General features: G+C 71.0%; 17 protein-coding genes. 7 read left to right on the plus strand and 10 right to left on the minus strand.

Features of this window, described 5'->3' with window-relative positions; translation table 11 throughout:
* Positions 1-13: 13 nt before the first annotated feature.
* The 3 genes from alr to glmS are packed head-to-tail and all read right to left on the minus strand — an operon-like array spanning position 14 to position 4,521.
* Positions 14-1,162, minus strand: a complete 1,149-nt coding sequence (alr, locus tag AB3M34_RS18380) for an alanine racemase (RefSeq protein WP_370616143.1) — start codon at positions 1,160-1,162, stop codon at positions 14-16.
* Positions 1,159-2,634, minus strand: coding sequence for a bifunctional ADP-dependent NAD(P)H-hydrate dehydratase/NAD(P)H-hydrate epimerase (locus tag AB3M34_RS18385; RefSeq protein WP_370616145.1), 1,476 nt, complete (start codon positions 2,632-2,634; stop codon positions 1,159-1,161). The genes alr and AB3M34_RS18385 overlap by 4 nt, the downstream gene beginning before the upstream one ends.
* Positions 2,635-2,673: 39 nt before the next feature.
* Positions 2,674-4,521: a glutamine--fructose-6-phosphate transaminase (isomerizing) gene (glmS, locus tag AB3M34_RS18390; RefSeq protein ID WP_370616146.1), complete on the minus strand. Its 1,848-nt coding sequence runs from the start codon at positions 4,519-4,521 to the stop codon at positions 2,674-2,676.
* A 43-nt stretch (positions 4,522-4,564) separates the two neighbouring features.
* Here glmS and coaA point away from each other — a divergent pair, with 43 nt between their 5' ends.
* Both coaA and AB3M34_RS18400 read left to right on the plus strand, forming a co-directional pair.
* Positions 4,565-5,533 (plus strand): type I pantothenate kinase, encoded by a 969-nt coding sequence (gene coaA / locus AB3M34_RS18395; RefSeq protein ID WP_370616148.1) that lies wholly within the window; start codon positions 4,565-4,567, stop codon positions 5,531-5,533.
* 65 nt (positions 5,534-5,598) lie between these two features.
* Positions 5,599-6,480: a bile acid:sodium symporter family protein gene (locus AB3M34_RS18400; protein WP_370616150.1), complete on the plus strand. Its 882-nt coding sequence runs from the start codon at positions 5,599-5,601 to the stop codon at positions 6,478-6,480.
* 7 nt (positions 6,481-6,487) lie between these two features.
* Here AB3M34_RS18400 and AB3M34_RS18405 read toward each other — a convergent pair whose 3' ends face one another.
* From AB3M34_RS18405 to rplM, 4 genes are all read right to left on the minus strand, one after another.
* The gene (locus AB3M34_RS18405; RefSeq protein ID WP_370616152.1) at positions 6,488-7,480 is read right to left on the minus strand and encodes a hypothetical protein; all 993 of its coding nucleotides are present in this window, start codon (positions 7,478-7,480) and stop codon (positions 6,488-6,490) included.
* A gap of 62 nt (positions 7,481-7,542) precedes the next feature.
* The gene (glmM, locus tag AB3M34_RS18410; protein WP_370616154.1) at positions 7,543-8,889 is read right to left on the minus strand and encodes a phosphoglucosamine mutase; all 1,347 of its coding nucleotides are present in this window, start codon (positions 8,887-8,889) and stop codon (positions 7,543-7,545) included.
* 10 nt (positions 8,890-8,899) lie between these two features.
* Positions 8,900-9,409 (minus strand): 30S ribosomal protein S9, encoded by a 510-nt coding sequence (rpsI, locus tag AB3M34_RS18415; RefSeq protein WP_370616156.1) that lies wholly within the window; start codon positions 9,407-9,409, stop codon positions 8,900-8,902.
* Positions 9,410-9,433: 24 nt separating this feature from the next.
* Positions 9,434-9,877 (minus strand): 50S ribosomal protein L13, encoded by a 444-nt coding sequence (gene rplM, locus AB3M34_RS18420; RefSeq protein WP_370616158.1) that lies wholly within the window; start codon positions 9,875-9,877, stop codon positions 9,434-9,436.
* A gap of 350 nt (positions 9,878-10,227) precedes the next feature.
* Here rplM and AB3M34_RS18425 point away from each other — a divergent pair, with 350 nt between their 5' ends.
* The 5 genes from AB3M34_RS18425 (at position 10,228) to AB3M34_RS18445 (ending at position 14,945) form a co-directional block, all read left to right on the plus strand.
* Positions 10,228-11,541, plus strand: a complete 1,314-nt coding sequence (locus AB3M34_RS18425; protein ID WP_370616160.1) for a citrate synthase — start codon at positions 10,228-10,230, stop codon at positions 11,539-11,541.
* 217 nt (positions 11,542-11,758) lie between these two features.
* Positions 11,759-12,358 carry an LPXTG cell wall anchor domain-containing protein gene (locus AB3M34_RS18430; RefSeq protein ID WP_370616162.1) on the plus strand — a complete coding sequence of 200 codons (600 nt, stop codon included), beginning with the start codon at positions 11,759-11,761 and terminating at the stop codon, positions 12,356-12,358.
* A gap of 102 nt (positions 12,359-12,460) precedes the next feature.
* Complete coding sequence (locus AB3M34_RS18435) at positions 12,461-13,507, plus strand: NADP-dependent oxidoreductase (protein ID WP_370616164.1); 1,047 nt, start codon at positions 12,461-12,463, stop codon at positions 13,505-13,507.
* Positions 13,508-13,528: 21 nt separating this feature from the next.
* Positions 13,529-14,353: a tRNA pseudouridine(38-40) synthase TruA gene (truA, locus tag AB3M34_RS18440; RefSeq protein ID WP_370616166.1), complete on the plus strand. Its 825-nt coding sequence runs from the start codon at positions 13,529-13,531 to the stop codon at positions 14,351-14,353.
* Positions 14,346-14,945: a class I SAM-dependent methyltransferase gene (locus AB3M34_RS18445; protein ID WP_370616167.1), complete on the plus strand. Its 600-nt coding sequence runs from the start codon at positions 14,346-14,348 to the stop codon at positions 14,943-14,945. Before truA ends, AB3M34_RS18445 begins: the two co-directional genes overlap by 8 nt.
* On the opposite strand, the gene AB3M34_RS18450 is transcribed toward AB3M34_RS18445, so the two are convergent.
* Genes AB3M34_RS18450 through AB3M34_RS18460 form a run of 3 tightly spaced genes read right to left on the minus strand, consistent with a single transcriptional unit; the run spans position 14,942 to position 18,155 of the window.
* Positions 14,942-15,730: an enoyl-CoA hydratase-related protein gene (locus AB3M34_RS18450; protein ID WP_370616169.1), complete on the minus strand. Its 789-nt coding sequence runs from the start codon at positions 15,728-15,730 to the stop codon at positions 14,942-14,944. The genes AB3M34_RS18445 and AB3M34_RS18450 overlap by 4 nt on opposite strands.
* Complete coding sequence (locus tag AB3M34_RS18455; RefSeq protein WP_370616171.1) at positions 15,727-16,938, minus strand: acetyl-CoA C-acyltransferase; 1,212 nt, start codon at positions 16,936-16,938, stop codon at positions 15,727-15,729. Before AB3M34_RS18455 ends, AB3M34_RS18450 begins: the two co-directional genes overlap by 4 nt.
* Positions 16,935-18,155 carry an acyl-CoA dehydrogenase family protein gene (locus AB3M34_RS18460; RefSeq protein WP_370616172.1) on the minus strand — a complete coding sequence of 407 codons (1,221 nt, stop codon included), beginning with the start codon at positions 18,153-18,155 and terminating at the stop codon, positions 16,935-16,937. Before AB3M34_RS18460 ends, AB3M34_RS18455 begins: the two co-directional genes overlap by 4 nt.
* Positions 18,156-18,167 lie beyond the last annotated feature (12 nt).

Raw genomic sequence — 18,167 nt, forward strand, 5'->3', positions numbered from 1 at the left:
CCGTGCTTCCTCCTCAGGTCGCGTCGACGAAAGTGCGGACGATCCTGCCACCCAGCCTAGTGACGACCTCGTAGCCGATGGTCGCCGCCGCCTGCGCCCAGTCCTCGGCGATCGGCTCTCCGCGGCTCCCGCTGCCGAACAGGACGACCTCGTCGCCGCGCTCCGCGACGACGTCGCCGAGATCGAGGACGATCTGGTCCATGCACACCCGTCCCGCGATCGGCACCAGGCTCCCGTTGACCCAGGCCTCGGCATGGTTGGAGGCCGCCCGCAGGATGCCGTCGCCGTAGCCGACCGGCACCAGCCCGAGCGTGGTCTCGCGCTTGGTGACGTAGGTGTGGCCGTACGAGACTCCCGTGCCCGGCGGCACGCGTCGTACGAGTGAGAGCGCGGTGGTCAGGCTCATCACCGGGGTCAGCCCGAGGTCCGACGGCGTGCCGAGCTGCGGTCCCGGGCTCAGCCCGTACGAGGCGATGCCGACGCGCACGAGGTCGTGGTGCACGCTCGGCCGGGTCAGCGTCGCGGCCGAGTTGGCCAGGTGCCTGACCTCGGGCTCGACGCCGTACGACGCCAGCTCGGCGACCGCCTCGCCGAACGCGTGCTCCTGGGCGGCGTTGACGGGGCTCGACGGCTCGTCGGCGCACGCGAGGTGGGAGAAGATGCCCACGATCTCGATGCGTCCGGCGTGCCGAGCGTCGCGGGCCGCCTCGAACAGCGCGCTGAGCTCGGCTCCGCGGACCCCTCCTCGCGCCATCCCGGTGTCGACCTTCAGGTGGACGCGGGGACGGTTCGTCGCACCCGCCGCGACCACGGCCTCGAGCTGTGCGACCGATCCCGCGGCCACGTCCACACCGGCGTCGATCGCCGGCGCGAGATCAGCGCCGGCCGGGGAGAGCCACGCCAGGACCGGTCCACGGTCGCCGCCGCGCCGCAGCGTCGACGCCTCCTCCACGGTGGCGACGCCCAGCCACTCCGCTCCGGCCTGGCGGGCCGCACGGGCGGTCTCGACCGCGCCGTGCCCGTACGCATCGGCCTTGACGACGGCCATCTGCAGGGCGGTGGGCGCCGCGGCGCGCAGGACGGCGAGGTTGGCGCGATAGGCGGCGAGGTCGACCACGGCCTCCGCCGGACCCGCCGCGTGCGACATCGTCGGCCGAGTCACCGGTCCCTCCAGTCGCGCACCTGCGACTCGTCCAGCGTGCCGTTGCGCCAGGCCGCGAGGACGCCCGGGACCGCATCGGCGACCCGGCTCGCCGTGACCGGCCCTCCTCCCGAGGCGACGACGGCGGCGGCGCCGTGGACGAACGCCGCCAGCGACCCGGCGTCGCGGGGATGAGCCCCCGACGCGAGGAACGCGCCCGCGAGGCCCGCGAGCACGTCGCCGGCACCGGCCGTGGCGAGCCAGGGAGTGCCGCTCAGGTTCACGCGCGCGGGCTCGTCCGGATACGCGACGAGCGTGCGCGAGCCCTTGAGCAGCACCGCTGCCTGCCAGCGGTCGGCGGCGCGTGTCGCGTGACCCAGCGGGTCCTGCTCGACGGCGCTGCGCTCGACGTCGAGCATCCGGGCGAGCTCGCCGGCGTGGGGCGTCAGGAGAGCCGGCACGTCGAAGCGGTCGGGGACGTGCTGGAGCGCGTCGGCGTCGACGACGACGGGGACCTCGTCCTCGAGGGCGGTGGCGAGGCGTGAGGCAGCGTCGTCGCCGCCGCCGGAGCCGACGACCCAGGCCTGCACGCGTCCGCGCTGGGCGACGTCGGTGTGCGCGACCACCTCCGGGCACCGGTCGACCACCCTCGCCGCCAGCTCCGGCTCGCCGAGGAACCGGACCATCCCGGCGGGACCCGCTTGCGCGCCGCGCACGCACAGCAGCGCAGCCCCGGCGTACGCCGCGGACCCGGCGGCGACACCCACGACCCCGCGGGTGTACTTCTGCGTCGGCGCATCGCCACGCTGGTCGAGGGTCGGCGCGAGCACCGACAGGAGGAGCCCGTTGTCGCTGGCCTGCAGCGCCTCGACCGACGGGGCGGGAAGGTACGGCGCCAGGCCGATGTCGATGAGGCGCGGCAGCGCGCCGCGGACCGCGTAGCGGGCCGCCGGGTCGACGAGGAGCGCGTTCTTGTACGTCCCGAAGGTGCAGGTCGCATCGGCGGGGAGGAACGAGCCACCCGAGACCGTGGCGCCGTCGACGTCGACGCCGCTCGGCACGTCGACGGCGATGACGAACGGCTGCTCCGCCTCGATGGTGGCCCGCCACGCGTCTGCCGGTGCCCGGAGCCCGGGCGCGCCCCCGATCCCGACCACCCCGTCGACGACGACGCCGAACCCGCGCGGCGAGTCGACCCGCCGACAGCCGGCGGCCTGCGCGGCGTACGCCGCCTCGGGATGCACCCGTGCAGGGTCGGCGATCGCGACGGCGACGAACCGCTCGCGCGCCAGCTCGGCGGCCGCGAAAAGTGCGTCTCCCCCGTTGTCGCCCGTGCCGACGAGGAAGACGAGCGGGGCGGACCCCGGAGCCACCTCGCGGACGTACGCGGCGAGGCCGGACGCGGCCCAGCGCATCAGCGAACCGGGCGGCACCTGCGTCATCAGCGCCGCCTCAGCCGCACGGACGTCGGCCACCGTGTGTGCCTGGAGCATGTCAGCACTCTGCCACGGACGGAGGGTGGACCCGAGGGCCTACTCGACCGTCACGGACTTCGCGAGGTTGCGGGGCTGGTCGACGTCGTGGCCGAGCACCGAGGCGAGCTCGGCTGCGAAGACCTGCAGCGGCACGACGGCGAGGACCGGCTGCAGCAGCGTCGGGGCCTTCGGCAGCCGGATCACCACGTCGGCGTACGGGTCGACGGACGTGTCACCGTCCTCGACGAGGACCACGGTGCGGGCGCCGCGCGCACGGATCTCCTGGATGTTGCTCACGACCTTCTCGTGGAGCTGGTCGCGGCCCTTGGGAGGCACCACCACGAAAACCGGGAGGCCGGGCTCGATGACCGCGATCGGTCCGTGCTTGAGCTCGCCCGCCGCGAAGCCCTCGGCGTGCAGGTACGCCAGCTCCTTGAGCTTGAGCGCACCCTCGAGCGCCACCGGGTAGCCGACGTGGCGACCGAGGAACAGGAACGTCCGGTGTCCGGCGAGCTCGCGCGCGAGGGTCCGGACCGCGTCGGCACCCTCGAGGAGCGTCCGGATGCCGTCGGGGAGCTTCTGGAGCTCGGCGACGGTCGTCGCGATCTCGTCTCCGTACTTCGTGCCGCGCACCTGCGCGAGGTAGAGGCCGAGGACGTAGCAGGCGGCGAGCTGGGTCAGGAAGCCCTTGGTGGAGGCGACTGCGATCTCGGGGCCGGCGTGGGTGTAGATCACCGCGTCGGACTCGCGCGGGATGGTCGAGCCGTTGGTGTTGCAGATGGCGAGGACCTTCGAGCCCTGCTGGCGTGCGTGGCGGATCGCCTGCAGCGTGTCCGCCGTCTCGCCCGACTGGCTGATCGCGACGACCAGGGTCGAGCGGCCCACGATGGGGTCGCGGTAGCGGAACTCCGACGCCAGCTCGACCTCACAGGGGACGCGGGTCCAGTGCTCGATCGCGTACTTGGCGACCATGCCCGCGTACGAGGCGGTGCCGCAACCGATGATGACGACCTTGTCGATCTCGCGCAGCTCGTCGTCGGACAGCCGCATCTCGTCGAGGACGAGGCGGCCGGCGGAGTCGTGACGACCCAGCAGGGTGTCGGCGACGGCCTGCGGCTGCTCGTCGATCTCCTTGAGCATGAACCAGTCGTAGCCGCCCTTCTCGGCGGCCGCGGCGTCCCAGTCGACGTGGTACTCGGTGACCGAGGAGGGCCGGCCGTCGAAGTCGGTGACGTCGATGCCGTCGCGGGTGATCGTCACGACCTGGTCCTGACCGAGCTCGACCGCGTCGCGGGTGTACTCGATGAACGCCGACACGTCGGACGCGAGGAAGTTCTCGCCGTCACCGCGACCGGCGACCAGCGGCGAGTTGCGGCGCGCGCCGACGACACGGTCGGGATCCGTCCCGTCGGCGACGACGAGCGTGAACGCCCCCTCGAGCCGGCGGCAGACGCGACGGACGGCGTCGCTCAGGTCGTCGGCGTCGCCGAGGAGCTCACGGTGGACGAGGTGCGTGACGGTCTCGGTGTCCGTCTCGGAGACGAACTCGTAGCCGTCGGCCTCCAGCTCGGCGCGCAGCTCGGCGAAGTTCTCGATGATGCCGTTGTGGACGACGGCGACCCGGTCGGCGCCGGACACGTGCGGGTGGGCGTTGCGGTCGCTCGGCGGCCCGTGGGTGGCCCAGCGGGTGTGGCCGATGCCGGTGCTCGAGTGCGGGAGGGGCCTCTCGGCGAGCTCCTTGTCGAGGTTGGCGAGCTTGCCGACCTTCTTGGAGACGGCGATCTGGTCGCCCATCACCAGCGCGACACCGGTGGAGTCGTAGCCCCTGTACTCGAGACGGCGCAGTCCCCCGAGGACGACATCCAGGGCGGGACGCTGACCGACGTATCCGACGATTCCACACATGAGGACCAGGGTACCGGCCGGTCTCTGACGCCCAGCGGCAAGAATGGGTCCTATGTCGGTCACGCAGCCGGGTTCCGGCGATACCTCGCCGTACGTCGAGCTCGAGCGCAGCGCCTGGGCGGATCTCGCCGGTGATGCCCCCCAGCCGCTGACGCAGACCGAGATCGACAAGGTCCGCGGGCTCGGCGACGAGCTCGACCTGGAGGAGGTCCGGCAGGTCTACGTGCCGCTGGCGCAGCTGATCAGCATGCGGATCCGGTACGCCGGCGAGCTCTACCGGTCGACCGAGGCGTTCCTGCGTCGACCGCAGCCCAAGCGCACGCCGTACGTGATCGGCATCGCCGGGTCGGTCGCGGTCGGCAAGTCCACGACCACGCGCCTCCTGCGCGAGCTGCTCGCCAAGAATCCCGCCCACAGCAACGTGTCGATCGTCACCACCGACGGCTTCCTGCTGCCGAACGCCGAGCTCGAGCGTCGTGGCCTGCTGGAGCGCAAGGGTTTCCCGGAGTCGTACGACCGCAAGGCGCTGCTGCGGTTCGTGATGGCTGTGAAGTCAGGCCGCGAGACCGTCGAGGCGCCGGTCTACTCCCACCTCTCGTACGACGTCACCGACGAGGTCGTCACCCTGAACCACCCCGACGTGGTCCTGATCGAGGGCCTCAACGTCCTTCAGCCCGCCCGGTCCCGCGCCGATGGCCGTACGGGCCTGGCGACGAGCGACTTCTTCGACTTCTCGGTCTACGTCGACGCCGCCCGCAAGGACATACGGCGGTGGTACGTCGAGCGGTTCCTGCGGCTGCGCGAGACCGCGTTCCGCAACCCCGACTCCTACTTCGTCCGCTACGGCGCTCTCGACTCCGAGGAGGCCGTCGCCCAGGCGTCGCTGCTGTGGGACTCCATCAACGGGCCGAACCTCAAGGAGAACATCGAGCCCACCCGCGGCCGGGCGACGCTGGTGCTGCGCAAGGACGCGGACCACTCCGTGCGGTGGGTGCGCCTGCGCAAGCTCTGAGCCACGCCGGTCCACGATTCCGGCCCCTCTTCCCGCGTGACGTACGTCACCCCTAGGGTTCGGCCATGGACTCCGCGCTCAGCACCGTCGGCCTCCCGATCGCCCTCGGCATCATCATGCTCGGCCTCGGGCTGTCGCTGACCGTCGACGACTTCCGCCGGGTCGGACGCCATCCCCGCGCCGTCGTCGTCGCGCTCGTCTGCCAGCTCCTCCTGCTCCCGGCGCTGTGCTTCGGGCTGGTGCTGCTCTTCGACCTCCCGCCGCTGCTGGCGGTCGGGATGATGCTGCTCGCGGCGTCCCCGGGCGGCACCAGCGCGAACCTCTACAGCCACCTCTTCCGCGGCGACGTCGCGCTCAACGTGACGCTGACCGCGATCAACTCGATCATCGCCATCGTGTCGCTCCCCCTGATCACCAACCTCGCCATCGCCTACTTCGAGGCCGACAGCTCGGTCTCGCTGCAGTTCACCAAGGTGCTCGAGGTGTTCGCCATCGTGCTGCTGCCGGTGGCGCTCGGCATGGCGGTGCGGTCGGCGCGGCCCGCGTTCGCCGCACGGATGGACAAGCCGGTCCGCATCGCCTCGGCGGTCATCCTCGCCGTGCTCGTGCTCGGCATCCTCGTCGACCAGCGGGCCAACGTCGCCGACTACGCCGCGAAGGTCGGCGCGATCACGACCTTGTTCTGCGCGGCCAGCCTCGCGGTGGGCTATCTGGTCCCGCGGTGGGCCGGTGTCACCGAGCGTCAGGCGGTCGCGTCGTCCTTCGAGATCGGCGTCCACAACGCGACCCTCGCGATCTACGTGGCCGTCGAGGTGCTCGACGAGGTCGAGATCTCGGTCCCGGGCGCGGTGTACGGCCTGGTCATGTTCTTCGTCGCCGGAGCATGGGGCGTCATCCTCACCCGCTACCTCGTACGCCGTGAGGACCCGGTCGCCGCCGACGCGTGAGCCCCCCTCACAGGTCGCAGCGGAACTCGCCCGTCATCGCTGCGAGCCGGAAACCGATCGTCTCGTTCACAGCGACCATCGGCCCGTTCTCCGTGGCGTTCCAGGTGTGCAGGAGCGACCGCGGGACGAGGTCGTCGGCGGCTGCGAGGAGGTTGCGCGCCTTCATCGCGAGCCCGAGCCGATGGCCCCGGTGCTCGCGGAGGACCAGGGTGTCCCACTGGTAGGCGTTCTCGATGTCGGTGGCCGGCACGATGATCTGGCTGTGCCCGGCGAGCGTTCCGTCGTCGGCGACCGCGACCGTCGTCCACGGCGTACGCCGCTGCGCGGCGAGCTCGGCCTCCTCGGTGCGGACACGCTCCGGCGGGAAGTCCTCGGCCTCCCACCCCATGTCGCCCGACGGCGCCTCGACCGCCATCACCGCCCGCATCGCGGCGTACTCGGCCAAGACCTCGTCGGGCGCCGGCCCGCGCCAGGTCCGCAGCGCGTACGCCGAGTGGTGCACGGCGGCGTCGTCGGCCAGGCGCTCCAGGTGCTCGCGGTCCGTCGGCAGGTCGAGCACGCGCTGCGCCTCGACGAGTCCGAGCCGGAACCCGTGCACGCGCAGGATCTCCGCCTCAGGCCCCTCCTCGTCACCGGGTGCCCACTTGGCGACCGACTCCAGCGTGCGACGACCCAGCGCCCGGACACGGTCCTTGACGTGCTCCAGGACCGGCCCGAGGACGTCACGGTGCTCGGGCAGGGTCGCCACGTCGATCCACGCGGCGTCCGTGTTGTCACGCAGCGGCGCCTCCAGCATGCCGGTCGCGAGCACCGTGCCGTCGTCGCGCCGGGCCCACAGGAGCGTGCGCGCGTTCCAGGGGTCGTCGGTGCGAGCCGCCACGACCAGCTCCGGCAGCGTCCACGTCGTGCCGTACGGCCGGGTGGCCGCGACGCGGACCTCGTGCGCGTGGAACGCCTCCAGAGCGGCGTCGTCGACGGGATCGATCTCCTCGATGAGCATCTCGTCACCGTAGGATCATCGGACCCTTCGACGCACCTGCGTTTCGTGGGCGGGCCGCCGCGTCAGAGCGCGAGCGCCGACCCGACGACCGTCGCGAGCCGCTGCGCCACGGCGTCGGCCTGCTCGCCGGAGCCCGCCTCCACCATGACCCGCACGAGAGGCTCGGTGCCGGACGGCCGCAGCAGCACGCGGCCCGTGGTGCCGAGCTCTGCCGTCGCCTCGGCGACGGCGGCGGCGACGTCCGGGTCCGTGGAGGCACGCGACTTGTCGACCCCGGGCACGTTGACCAGGACCTGCGGGAGGCGCCGCATCACGGCGCCGAGGTCGGCGAGCGTGCTGCCGGTCTCGGCCATCTGTCGCGTCACGGCGAGCGCGGTCAGCACGCCGTCCCCGGTCGTGGCGTGGTCGCTCATGATCACGTGACCCGACTGCTCACCGCCGAGGTTGTAGCCACGCTCGCGCATGGCTTCCAGCACGTAGCGGTCGCCGACCGCCGTCTGCACCACCGTCACGCCGTGGGCCTCCATGGCCTGCACCAGACCGAGGTTCGACATCACGGTCGCGACGACGGTGTCGTCGACGAGGCGCCCCTCGCCGTGGAGGGCCAGCGCCAGGATCGCGAGGATCTGGTCGCCGTCGACCAGCGCTCCGTCGGCCGAGACCGCCAGGCACCGGTCGGCGTCCCCGTCGAAGGCGAAGCCGGCGTCTGCGCCGTGCTCGACGACGGCACGCTGGAGGTCCTCGGGATGGGTGGACCCGCAGGCGGCGTTGATGTTGAGCCCGTCGGGCTCGGCGTGCACGCTCACCACGTCGGCGCCGAGCGCCTCGAACGCGGCCGGGCCGACGGACGAAGCAGCACCGTTGGCGCAGTCCAGGACGACCTTCAGACCGTCCAGCCTGCGACCGACCGCCTGGACCAGATGGCGCTCGTAGGTGCGCAGTGCGGTCGTGCTGTCGCCGACACGACCCACAGCGGCACCGGTCGGTCGCCGCCAGGGCTGCTCGAGCGTGTGCTCGATCTCGTCCTCGATCGCGTCGTCGAGCTTCAGCCCGCCCCGCGCGAGGAACTTGATGCCGTTGTCGGGCATCGGGTTGTGGCTCGCCGAGATCATGACGCCCATGTCGGCGTCGAGCGCCGCCGTCAGATAGGCGGCACCGGGTGTCGGGACGACACCGAGACGGTGCACGTCGACCCCGGCAGACGCGAGACCCGCGACCACCGCAGCCTCGAGGAACTCTCCTGAGGCGCGGGAATCGCGGGCCACGACTGCTGTCGGTCGCTGGTCGGCGAAGGCGCCAGCCTCCCCCAGCACGTGGGCCGCTGCGACGGCGAGATCAACTGCCAACTCGGCCGTCAGGTCGACGTTGGCGACCCCGCGGACGCCGTCAGTTCCGAAGATCCGACCCACGGTGGAGCCGTCAGCGCTTGCTGTACTGCGGTGCCTTGCGGGCCTTCTTGAGGCCTGCCTTCTTGCGCTCCTTGGCGCGGGCGTCACGCGTGAGCAGCCCGGCCTTCTTGAGCGTCGCGCGGTTGGACTCCTCGTCGACCGCGTTCAGCGCGCGGGCGACGCCGAGGCGGAGCGCACCGGCCTGGCCGGTCATGCCGCCACCGGAGACGCGAGCGATCACGTCGAAGCTCTCGCCGAGGCCCGTCGATGCGAAGGCCTCCTTGGCGATCTGCTGGTGCAGCTTGTTGGGGAGGTACTCCTCGAGCGGCTTGCCGTTGACCGTCCACGCACCGGTGCCCGGCACGAGGCGGACACGAGCGACAGCCTCCTTGCGGCGGCCGGTGGCTGCCGAAGGGGCGATGATCGACGAACGTGCCGCCGACTCCGCACTCGGTGCGGTCTCGGAGGTGTAGGCAACGCCCTCGGCGTTGGTCGTGAACTCGTCGGTCGTGTCGACGGTCTCGGTGCTGGTCTCGGCCACGTTGATCCTCACTGCTTCCTGGGCCTACTGGGCGATCTGCGTGATGTCGAAGGTCTGCGGCTGCTGAGCGGCGTGCGGGTGCTCGGGGCCGGCGTAGACCTTCAGCTTCTTCAACTGCGCGCGGCTGAGGCGGTTCTTGGGGAGCATGCCCCACACCGCCTTCTCGACGGCCTTGCGCGCGTCCTTGTCGAGCAGGTCGCCGTAGGCCACCTGCTTGAGACCACCCGGGTAGCCGCTGTGACGGTACGCGAGCTTGTCCTCGCGCTTGTTGCCGGAGAGAGCGACCTTGTCGGCGTTGACGATGATGACGAAGTCACCGTTGTCGACGTGCGGGGCGAACGTCGGCTTGTGCTTGCCGCGAAGCAGGGTCGCGGTCTGGACGGCGAGACGCCCAAGCACCACGTCAGATGCGTCGATGACGTGCCACTTGCGGTCGACGTCACCAGGCTTCGGGCTGTACGTGCGCACGCTAGTTCTACCTTCGTGTGGATGGGGACTGATGGTGCACCTCGACGGACGCAGGAGAACCGCATCTCCATCAAGGCACAACGACGTACAACAATAACTGTCCACCACGGGCTCGGTCAAAACGACCCTCGGCGCGGGGGCGCCGTACGCCGGACGCTCCAGATCGAAGCCTACCTCGCGGGCTCAAGGACCCGGCCGGCGGGAGCGCGTTCTCGGCCGCCAGCGGGACCCGGCTGTGTGCACGCTCGCGCGACGCAATAAGTTGGAGTGGGTCTCAATACCCAGGGGACCCTTGAATCGAGCGGCGCATCGACCCAGCGTGCGCACGCCAGGCACAAGGAGAACTCCTCGTGACAGACGCCACACCTTCGGCCGACGGCCAGACCCTGACAGTCCGGGACGACCGGACCGGCAAGGAGTACGTCCTCCCGATCGTCGACGGGACGATCCGCGCGAGCGACCTCGGCAAGATCAAGGCCGGCGACGACGATCCCGGCATCGCGTCGTACGACCCGGGGTTCACCAACACCGCTTCCACGCGGTCCGCGGTCACCTACATCGACGGCGAGAAGGGCATCCTCGAGTACCGCGGCTACCCGATCGAGCAGCTTGCCGAGAAGTCGAACTTCCTCGAGGTCGCGTACCTCCTGATCCACGGCGAGCTGCCCAGCGAGGCGCAGTACGACTCGTGGGTGCACGACATCACGTTCCACACGTTCGTGCACGAGAACATCAAGTCGCTCATGCAGGGCTTCCGCTACGACGCCCACCCGATGGGGATGCTGCTGTCCGCGGTCGGCGGGCTGTCGACGTTCTACCCCGAGGCGCGCAACATCCACGACGCCGACACGCGTCACCTGCAGATCGTCCGGATGATCGCCAAGATGCCGACGCTCGGCGCCTGGTCCTTCCGGCACGCCCAGGGCAAGCCGTACGTCTACCCGGACAACGACCTCGGGTACGCCGAGAACTTCCTCGCGATGCTCTTCAAGATGAGCGAGCCGAAGTACCAGGCGGACCCGCGTCTCGTGAAGGCGCTCGAGGTGCTGTTCATCCTGCACGCCGACCACGAGCAGAACTGCTCGACCAACGCCGTGCGCTCGGTGGGCTCGAGCCAGGTCGACCCGTACTCCGCGGTGTCCGCCGGCATCGGCGCGCTCTACGGCCCGCTGCACGGCGGCGCGAACGAGGCGGTCCTCAAGATGCTGCGCCGCATCGGCGACGTCAGCAACGTCCCGGCGTTCATCGAGGGCGTCAAGGCCGGCGACGAGCGCCTGATGGGCTTCGGTCACCGCGTCTACAAGAACTACGACCCGCGCGCCACGATCATCAAGAAGGCCACCGACGACGTCTTCGAGGTCACCGGGGTCAACCCGCTCCTCAAGATCGCCGTCGAGCTGGAGAAGATCGCGCTTGAGGACGAGTACTTCGTCAAGCGCAAGCTCTACCCGAACGTCGACTTCTACTCGGGTCTCATCTACGAGGCGCTCCAGTTCCCGCCGGAGATGTTCACCGTGCTGTTCGCGATCCCGCGTACGGCCGGCTGGCTCGCGCAGTGGCTCGAGCTCGTCAACGACTCGGAGCAGAAGATCGCTCGCCCGAAGCAGATCTACACGGGCGACCGCGGTCTCGTCTTCCCCTCGCGCGAGGAGCGCTGGGCCTGACGACCCGAGGTCTCATCGCACCGACACCGCCGCCCGTCCACGATGTGGACGGGCGGCGGTGTTTCTGTCCGTCTTGCGACCGGTTTGCCCCGAAGGGGCATCTCACATGCTGCACGAAGTCAAGCAGGACGTCGCACGAGGGACGGAACCTTCGCTAGGTTCCATCTGGCCCCTCTTCGGACGGGGCCGCTCCCCCGCACACTCTCGAAGGACACTCGTGAACCCCCGTACCCCCTTCGCCCGCATCGTCCTGCCCGCCGCCGCGAGCATCGTTCTCGGCCTCGGCGTCGCGGTTGCTCCGTCCGCCTCTGCGGTCGCGCCCGCGACCGGCGGCCACCACGGCGGCCACTACCACCCCGGCAAGCCCCACAACCCGGACTGCCCCCCGGGCACGCCGACGCCCACGGTGACGTACCCGACGAAGACCCCGTCGACGCCGCCGACCTCGCCGCCCACCACGCCGCCGACGTCGCCGGAGACCACGCCGACCGAGACCGTGCCGACCGAGACCGTGCCGACGGAGACCACGCCGACCGAGACCGTGCCGACGGAGACCACGCCGACCGAGACGGTGCCGACGGAGACCGTGCCGACCACGCCGTCGGAGACCACGCCGAGCGTGGCCGGCGAGAGCGAGACCCCGGCAGCGCCGTCGGAGACCACCCCGCCGAAGGACGTCGCGGGCGACACCGAGACCGACGACGAGGGAGTGCTTCCCAACACGGGCGGCTCGAACCTCGCCTGGACCGCCGGCGGCCTCGCGCTGCTGCTCGGCGGAGGCGCTGCGCTCATGACGGCCCGGCGCCGCCGCGCCTGACACACGCCACAGCCACGAAGGCCGTCCGGGGCCCAGCCCCGGGCGGCCTTCGCGCGTACCCGGCCTCTAGAGTGGCCGACGTCACTCGAGGAGGATGAATCCATGACCGAGTCCGCACCGGCCGCGCCGTTCACGGCCCGCCAGGTCCTGCTGAACCAGCGCCCGCACGGCTACCCCGACGACACGACCTGGTCGGTCGTGACCTCGGAGGTCCCCGCGCCCGGCGACGGCCAGTTCGTCGTCCGGGTCTCCCACCTCTCGCTCGACCCGGCGATGCGCGGCTGGCTGAACGACTTCAGCTCGTACATCCCGCCCGTGGAGATCGGTGCGGTGATGCGCGCCGGCGCGACCGGCACCGTGGTCGCATCGGGCCACCCGTCGTACGCGGTGGGTGACACGGTCGCGGGTTCGTTCGGGGTCACCGAGTACGCGCTGTCCGACGGCCGGGGCGTGACGCACATCGACCTCGACACGTGCGGTGCTCCCACCTGGCTCGGCGCGCTCGGGATGCCGGGGATGACCGCCTACTTCGGGCTCAAGGACGTCGGCAAGGTCCAGCCGGGAGACACGGTCCTCGTGTCGGGCGCCGCCGGAGCCGTCGGGAGCGTCGTCGGTCAGATCGCCAAGGCGATGGGCTGCACGGTGATCGGCATCGCCGGTGGTCCCGACAAGTGCGCGTGGCTCTCCGAGATCGGCTTCGACGCCGTGATCGACTACAAGGCCGAGAAGGTCCTCCCCCGCCTCCGCGAGGCGGCTCCCAAGGGCATCGACGTCTTCTTCGACAACGTCGGCGGCGACATCCTCGACGCCGGCCTCGCCAACCTGCGTCGCGGCGCCAGGGTCGTCCTGTGCGGCGCGATCTCTGCCTACAACGAGACCTCGCTGCCGGCGGGCCCACGCCGCTACCTCTCGCTCCTGGTCTACCGGGCGACGATGGCGGGGTTCGTGGTCTTCGACTACGAGGACCGCTACCCGGAGGCCGTCGAGGCGATCGCCGGATGGATCGCCGACGGCACCGTGGTCGCGCGAGAGACCGTGCTGCACGGAGGGGTCGACGACTTCCCCGACGCTCTCCTCGGCCTGTTCTCGGGCGTGAACACCGGCAAGCTGGTCCTCGCGCTCGACGACCGCGTGCCGTCGGCCGGTTGACGCCGTCGATAGGTTGATCAGGTGCGCTGGAGACTGGATCTTGCCTACGACGGAAGCGCCTATCGGGGTTGGGCGACCCAACCAGGACTGCCGTCCGTGCAGCAGACCATCGAGGAGGCCATCGCTCTCGTCCTGCGCCTCGAGGACCCACCACGGCTGACGGTGGCGGGCCGGACGGACACCGGTGTCCACGCCCGCGGCCAGGTCGTCCACGTCGACCTGCCGGACGACGTCGAGACCGACGAGACCCACCTCGTACGCCGCCTCGACCGCGTCCTGCCCGACGACATCGTCGTGCGGACGGCCCGCATCGCCGCCGACGGCTTCGACGCCCGCTTCTCCGCTCTGCGCCGCCGCTACGTGTACCGGATCTGGGACGGTCCCACCGGACCCGACCCGTTGCACCGCAACCACGTCGTGCACCACCACAAGCCGCTCGACGTCTCCGCGATGAACGACGCGGCGATCGGGGTGCTCGGCGAGCAGGACTTCGCCGCGTTCTGCCGCCGCCGCGAGGGTGCCAGCACCATCCGTTCCCTGCTGCAGCTGACGACCCGCCGCACCGACTCCGGCATCGTCGAGACGACGGTCGTCGCGGACGCGTTCTGCCACTCGATGGTGCGTTCCTTGATGGGCGCGCTGACGGCCGTCGGCGACGGACGTCACGAGCCCGCGTGGATGAGTCGCGTGCTCAAGGCCCGCACCCGCGACTCGCGCGTGAAGGTGATGCCAGCGCACGGGCTGACGCTGGAGGAGGTTGCCTACCCGGCCGACTCCCACCTCGCGTCGCGCGCACAGGAGACACGCGTGTTCCGCGGCCCCGCCGAGGGGCCCGAGAGTGACTGAGCACTACTTCGACGCCACGCCCACCGGACCCGAGGAACGCCGTGACGTCGTCGCGCGCATCTGGGGCGACGACTACACGTTCACGACGGCCGCCGGCGTCTTCGCACGCGACGGCCTCGACAAGGCGACGGCCGTCCTGCTGTCGGCGTTCGACCCGCCGGACGGTGCCCGTACCGTCCTCGACCTCGGGTGCGGCTGGGGCGCCATCGCGGTCGCCGTGGCGGCCGAGGTGCCCGAGGCGACCGTGCACGCCGTCGACACGAACACCCGTGCACGCGACCTCGTCCGCCACAACGCCGAACGCGCCGGCGTCGCCTCACGGGTCGTCGTCGCGGCGCCGGACGACGTCCCGGCGACGACCGTGTTCGACGAGATCTGGTCCAACCCGCCGATCCGGATCGGCAAGGTGGCGCTGCACGAGCTGCTGCTCCGGTGGCTCCCTCGCCTCGCACCGGACGGCGTGGCGCGCCTGGTGGTCGGCAAGAACCTCGGCTCGGACTCCCTTCAGCGCTGGCTGATCGACCAGGGGTGGCCGACCGAGAGGGTCACCAGCGTGAAGGGGTTCCGGGTCCTGCTCGTTCGCCGCGGCTAGGGCACGGACACTCCCGGGAACGACGGGGCACGGCCCTCCAGATAGCTGGCGACGCCCTCCGTGACGTCCGGTCGCTGGAAGGAATCGACCATCTCTGCCTCGGCCTCTGTGAGCGCCGAGCGGATGTCGCTGTCGAGCGCCTGCAGGACCTGTCGCTTGATGATGCTCATCGAGGTCGGGGAGCAGTGTGCGGCGAGGTCCTCGGCGTACGCGACCGCGGTGTCCAGCAGCGCATCGGCATCGACGACGCGGTCCACCAGCCCCATGCGCAGCGCCTCCTCACCCCGCACGACGCGCGCCGACATCAGCAGGTCGAGCGCCCGGCTCTGCCCGACCAGCCGTGGCAGCAGCCAGGCGATGCCGTACTCGGCGATCAGCCCGCGCCGCGCGAACGACGTCGTGAGCTTGGCGTCCGGCGTGGCGAACCGCTGGTCGCAGTAGAGCGCCTCGACGAGACCGAGCCCAGCAGCCGCCCCGTTGATCGCGGCGATCAACGGCTTGCAGAACATCAGCGGGCGGTGCCGCGGACGCGGACGCACCGGCACCTCGACGACCTCGCTCGTCCCGATGCTCGCGAGCGCGTCCATGTCCGCGCCCGCGCAGAAGCCGCGGCCGGCTCCGGTCACGACCACGGCGCGCACGTCGGGATCGGCCTCGGCCTCGTCGAGCAGCGCGAAGTAGCGATCCTCGAGCTCGTCGTTCCACGCGTTGAGGCGGTCGGGTCGGTTGAGGGTGAGCACGAGCACAGCGCCCCGCCGCTCGGCCAGCACCAGCTCGGTGCTCACGCGACCTCGAAGAGCCCGGCGGCACCCATGCCGCCCCCGATGCACATCGTGACGACGACGTAGCGGGCGCCACGCCGCCGTCCCTCGATCAGCGCGTGCCCGACGAGCCGCGCGCCGGTCATGCCGTACGGGTGGCCGACGGAGATGCCGCCGCCGTCGACGTTGTAGCGCTCGGGATCGATGCCGAGCGCGTCGCGGCAGTGGAGCGCCTGGGAGGCGAACGCCTCGTTGAGCTCCCACAGGTCGATGTCGTCGACCTTCAGCCCGTGCTGGTCGAGGAGCTTCGGGATCGCGAAGACCGGTCCGATGCCCATCTCGTCGGGCGCGCACCCCGCGACCGACATGCCTCGGTAGATGCCCAGGGGCTCGAGTCCCCGACGGCTCGCCTCCGTCGCCTCCATGAGGACCGACGCGGACGCACCGTCCGACAGCTGCGAGGAGTTGCCGGCGGTGACGGTCGCGCGCCGGGTGACGTCACCGTCGCCGAGCACGGGTCGGAGGCCGGCGAGCCCGTCGAGCGTCGTCGACGGACGGTTGCCCTCGTCGTGCTCGAGCGTCATCGGCTCCGAGACGGGCGACCCGTCCTCGCCGCGTACGAGCCGGCTCGAGGGCAGCGGGACGATTTCGTCGGCGAAGCGTCCGGCGGCCTGGGCAGCGGCGGTGCGCTGCTGCGACGCGAGCGCGAACGCATCTTGACGCTCGCGGCTGACGTCGTAGCGCTCGGCGACGATCTCCGCGGTCTGGAGCATCGGCATGTAGAGGTCGGGGACGTGCTCGACGAGCCACGGGTCCTGCGTCCGGAAGCCGTTCGCGTGCTCGTTCTGGACCAGGGAGATGGACTCCACCCCGCCGCCCACGACGACCTGCATGCCGTCGTGGACGATCTGCTTGGCGGCCGTCGCGATCGCCATCAGTCCGGACGCGCACTGGCGGTCCACCGACATGCCCGCCACGGAGCTCGGGAGCCCCGCGCGCAGCGCAGCCTGGCGGGCCACGTTGAACCCGGACGACCCCTGCTGCATCGCCGCACCGAGGACGACGTCGTCGACCTCACCGCCCTCGAGCCCCGCCCGCGCGACGGCGTGCTGGACGGCGTGACCGGCGAGCTCCTGGGCGGACGTGTCGTTGAACGCTCCTCGGTACGCCTTGCCGATCGGCGTACGCGCGGTGGAGACGACGACCGCCTCTCTCGTGGAGCCGGTCCTCACGCGGTCACCCCGGCGTACTTGCGCAGCTCCTGGCGCGCGAGGGTGCGCTTGTGGACCTCGTCGGGGCCGTCGGCGAGCCGCAGCGTACGAAGGTGCGCGTAGAACGAGGCGAGCGGGAAGTCGTCGGTCACGCCGCCGCCGCCGTGCACCTGGATCGCACGGTCGACGATCTTGAGGGCCGTGTTGGGGACGTCGACCTTGATGGCCGCGATCTCCATCCGTGCGGCCTTGTTGCCGACCTCGTCCATCATCCAGGCCGCCTTGAGCGTGAGAAGACGGGACTTCTCGATCTCGATCCGCGCCTCGGCGATCCAGTCCTGGATGTTCGACCGCTCGGCGATCGGCTGCCCGAAGGTCTCGCGGGTCAGAGCGCGCTTGCAGAGCAGCTCCAACGAGCGCTCCGCCATCCCGATGGCCCGCATGCAGTGGTGGATGCGGCCTGGGCCGAGCCGCGCCTGGCTGATCGCGAAGCCCTCCCCCTCGCCGGCGAGCACGTCGCTCGCGGGGACCCGGACGTCCTCGAACACGACCTCCGCGTGGCCCTCGCGGTCCTGGTAGCCGAAGACCGGCAGGTTGCGGACGACCGTGATCCCGGGGGCGTCGAGCGGGACGACCATCATCGACTGCTGACGGTGGGTCGCCGCGGTCGGGTCGGTCTTGCCCATCACGATGAGCACCTTGCAGTGGGCGTGCATCGCGTTGGACGTGAACCACTTGCGCCCGTTGAGGACGTACTCGTCGCCATCGCGCTCCATCCGCATCTCGATGTTGGTCGCGTCGGAGCTCGCGACGGCGGGTTCCGTCATCGCGAACGCGGAGCGGATCTCACCGTCGAGCAGCGGCTTGAGGTACTTCTCCTTGTGCTCGTCGTTGCCGAAGAGCGTGAGCACCTCCATGTTGCCGGTGTCCGGAGCCGCGCAGTTCATCGACTCGGGCGCGAGGTGCGGGCTGCGGCCCATGATCTCGGCGAGCGGCGCGTACTCGTAGTTCGTGAGGCCCGGGCCCCACTCGGGGTGCGGGTGGAAGAGGTTCCACAGACCGCGCCGCTTGGCCTCGGCTTTGAGGTCCTCGAGGATCTGCGGGTGGTGGTGAGGGTTGCCCGACTCCTGCATCTGGGCGGTGTAGACCGCCTCTGCGGGGTAGACATGGGCGTCCATGAAGTCCAGGAGGTCCTCCTGGTACTTCTTGCCGCGCTCGGTGGTTTCGAAGAATGACATGACTCCTCCTCG

Source organism: Mumia sp. Pv4-285 (genome assembly GCF_041320275.1).
In the GTDB taxonomy this organism is placed as follows: domain Bacteria; phylum Actinomycetota; class Actinomycetes; order Propionibacteriales; family Nocardioidaceae; genus Mumia; species Mumia qirimensis.

Bases quoted from the DNA above. Each gene is read 5' to 3' on its own strand.
- AB3M34_RS18385 (WP_370616145.1), bottom strand. From the start codon at position 2,634: ATGCTCCAGGCACACACGGTGGCCGACGTCCGTGCGGCTGAGGCGGCG.
- glmS (WP_370616146.1), bottom strand. From the start codon at position 4,521: ATGTGTGGAATCGTCGGATACGTCGGTCAGCGTCCCGCCCTGGATGTC.
- coaA (WP_370616148.1), top strand. From the start codon at position 4,565: ATGGGTCCTATGTCGGTCACGCAGCCGGGTTCCGGCGATACCTCGCCG.
- AB3M34_RS18400 (WP_370616150.1), top strand. From the start codon at position 5,599: ATGGACTCCGCGCTCAGCACCGTCGGCCTCCCGATCGCCCTCGGCATC.
- AB3M34_RS18405 (WP_370616152.1), bottom strand. From the start codon at position 7,480: ATGCTCATCGAGGAGATCGATCCCGTCGACGACGCCGCTCTGGAGGCG.
- AB3M34_RS18435 (WP_370616164.1), top strand. From the start codon at position 12,461: ATGACCGAGTCCGCACCGGCCGCGCCGTTCACGGCCCGCCAGGTCCTG.
- AB3M34_RS18460 (WP_370616172.1), bottom strand. From the start codon at position 18,155: ATGTCATTCTTCGAAACCACCGAGCGCGGCAAGAAGTACCAGGAGGAC.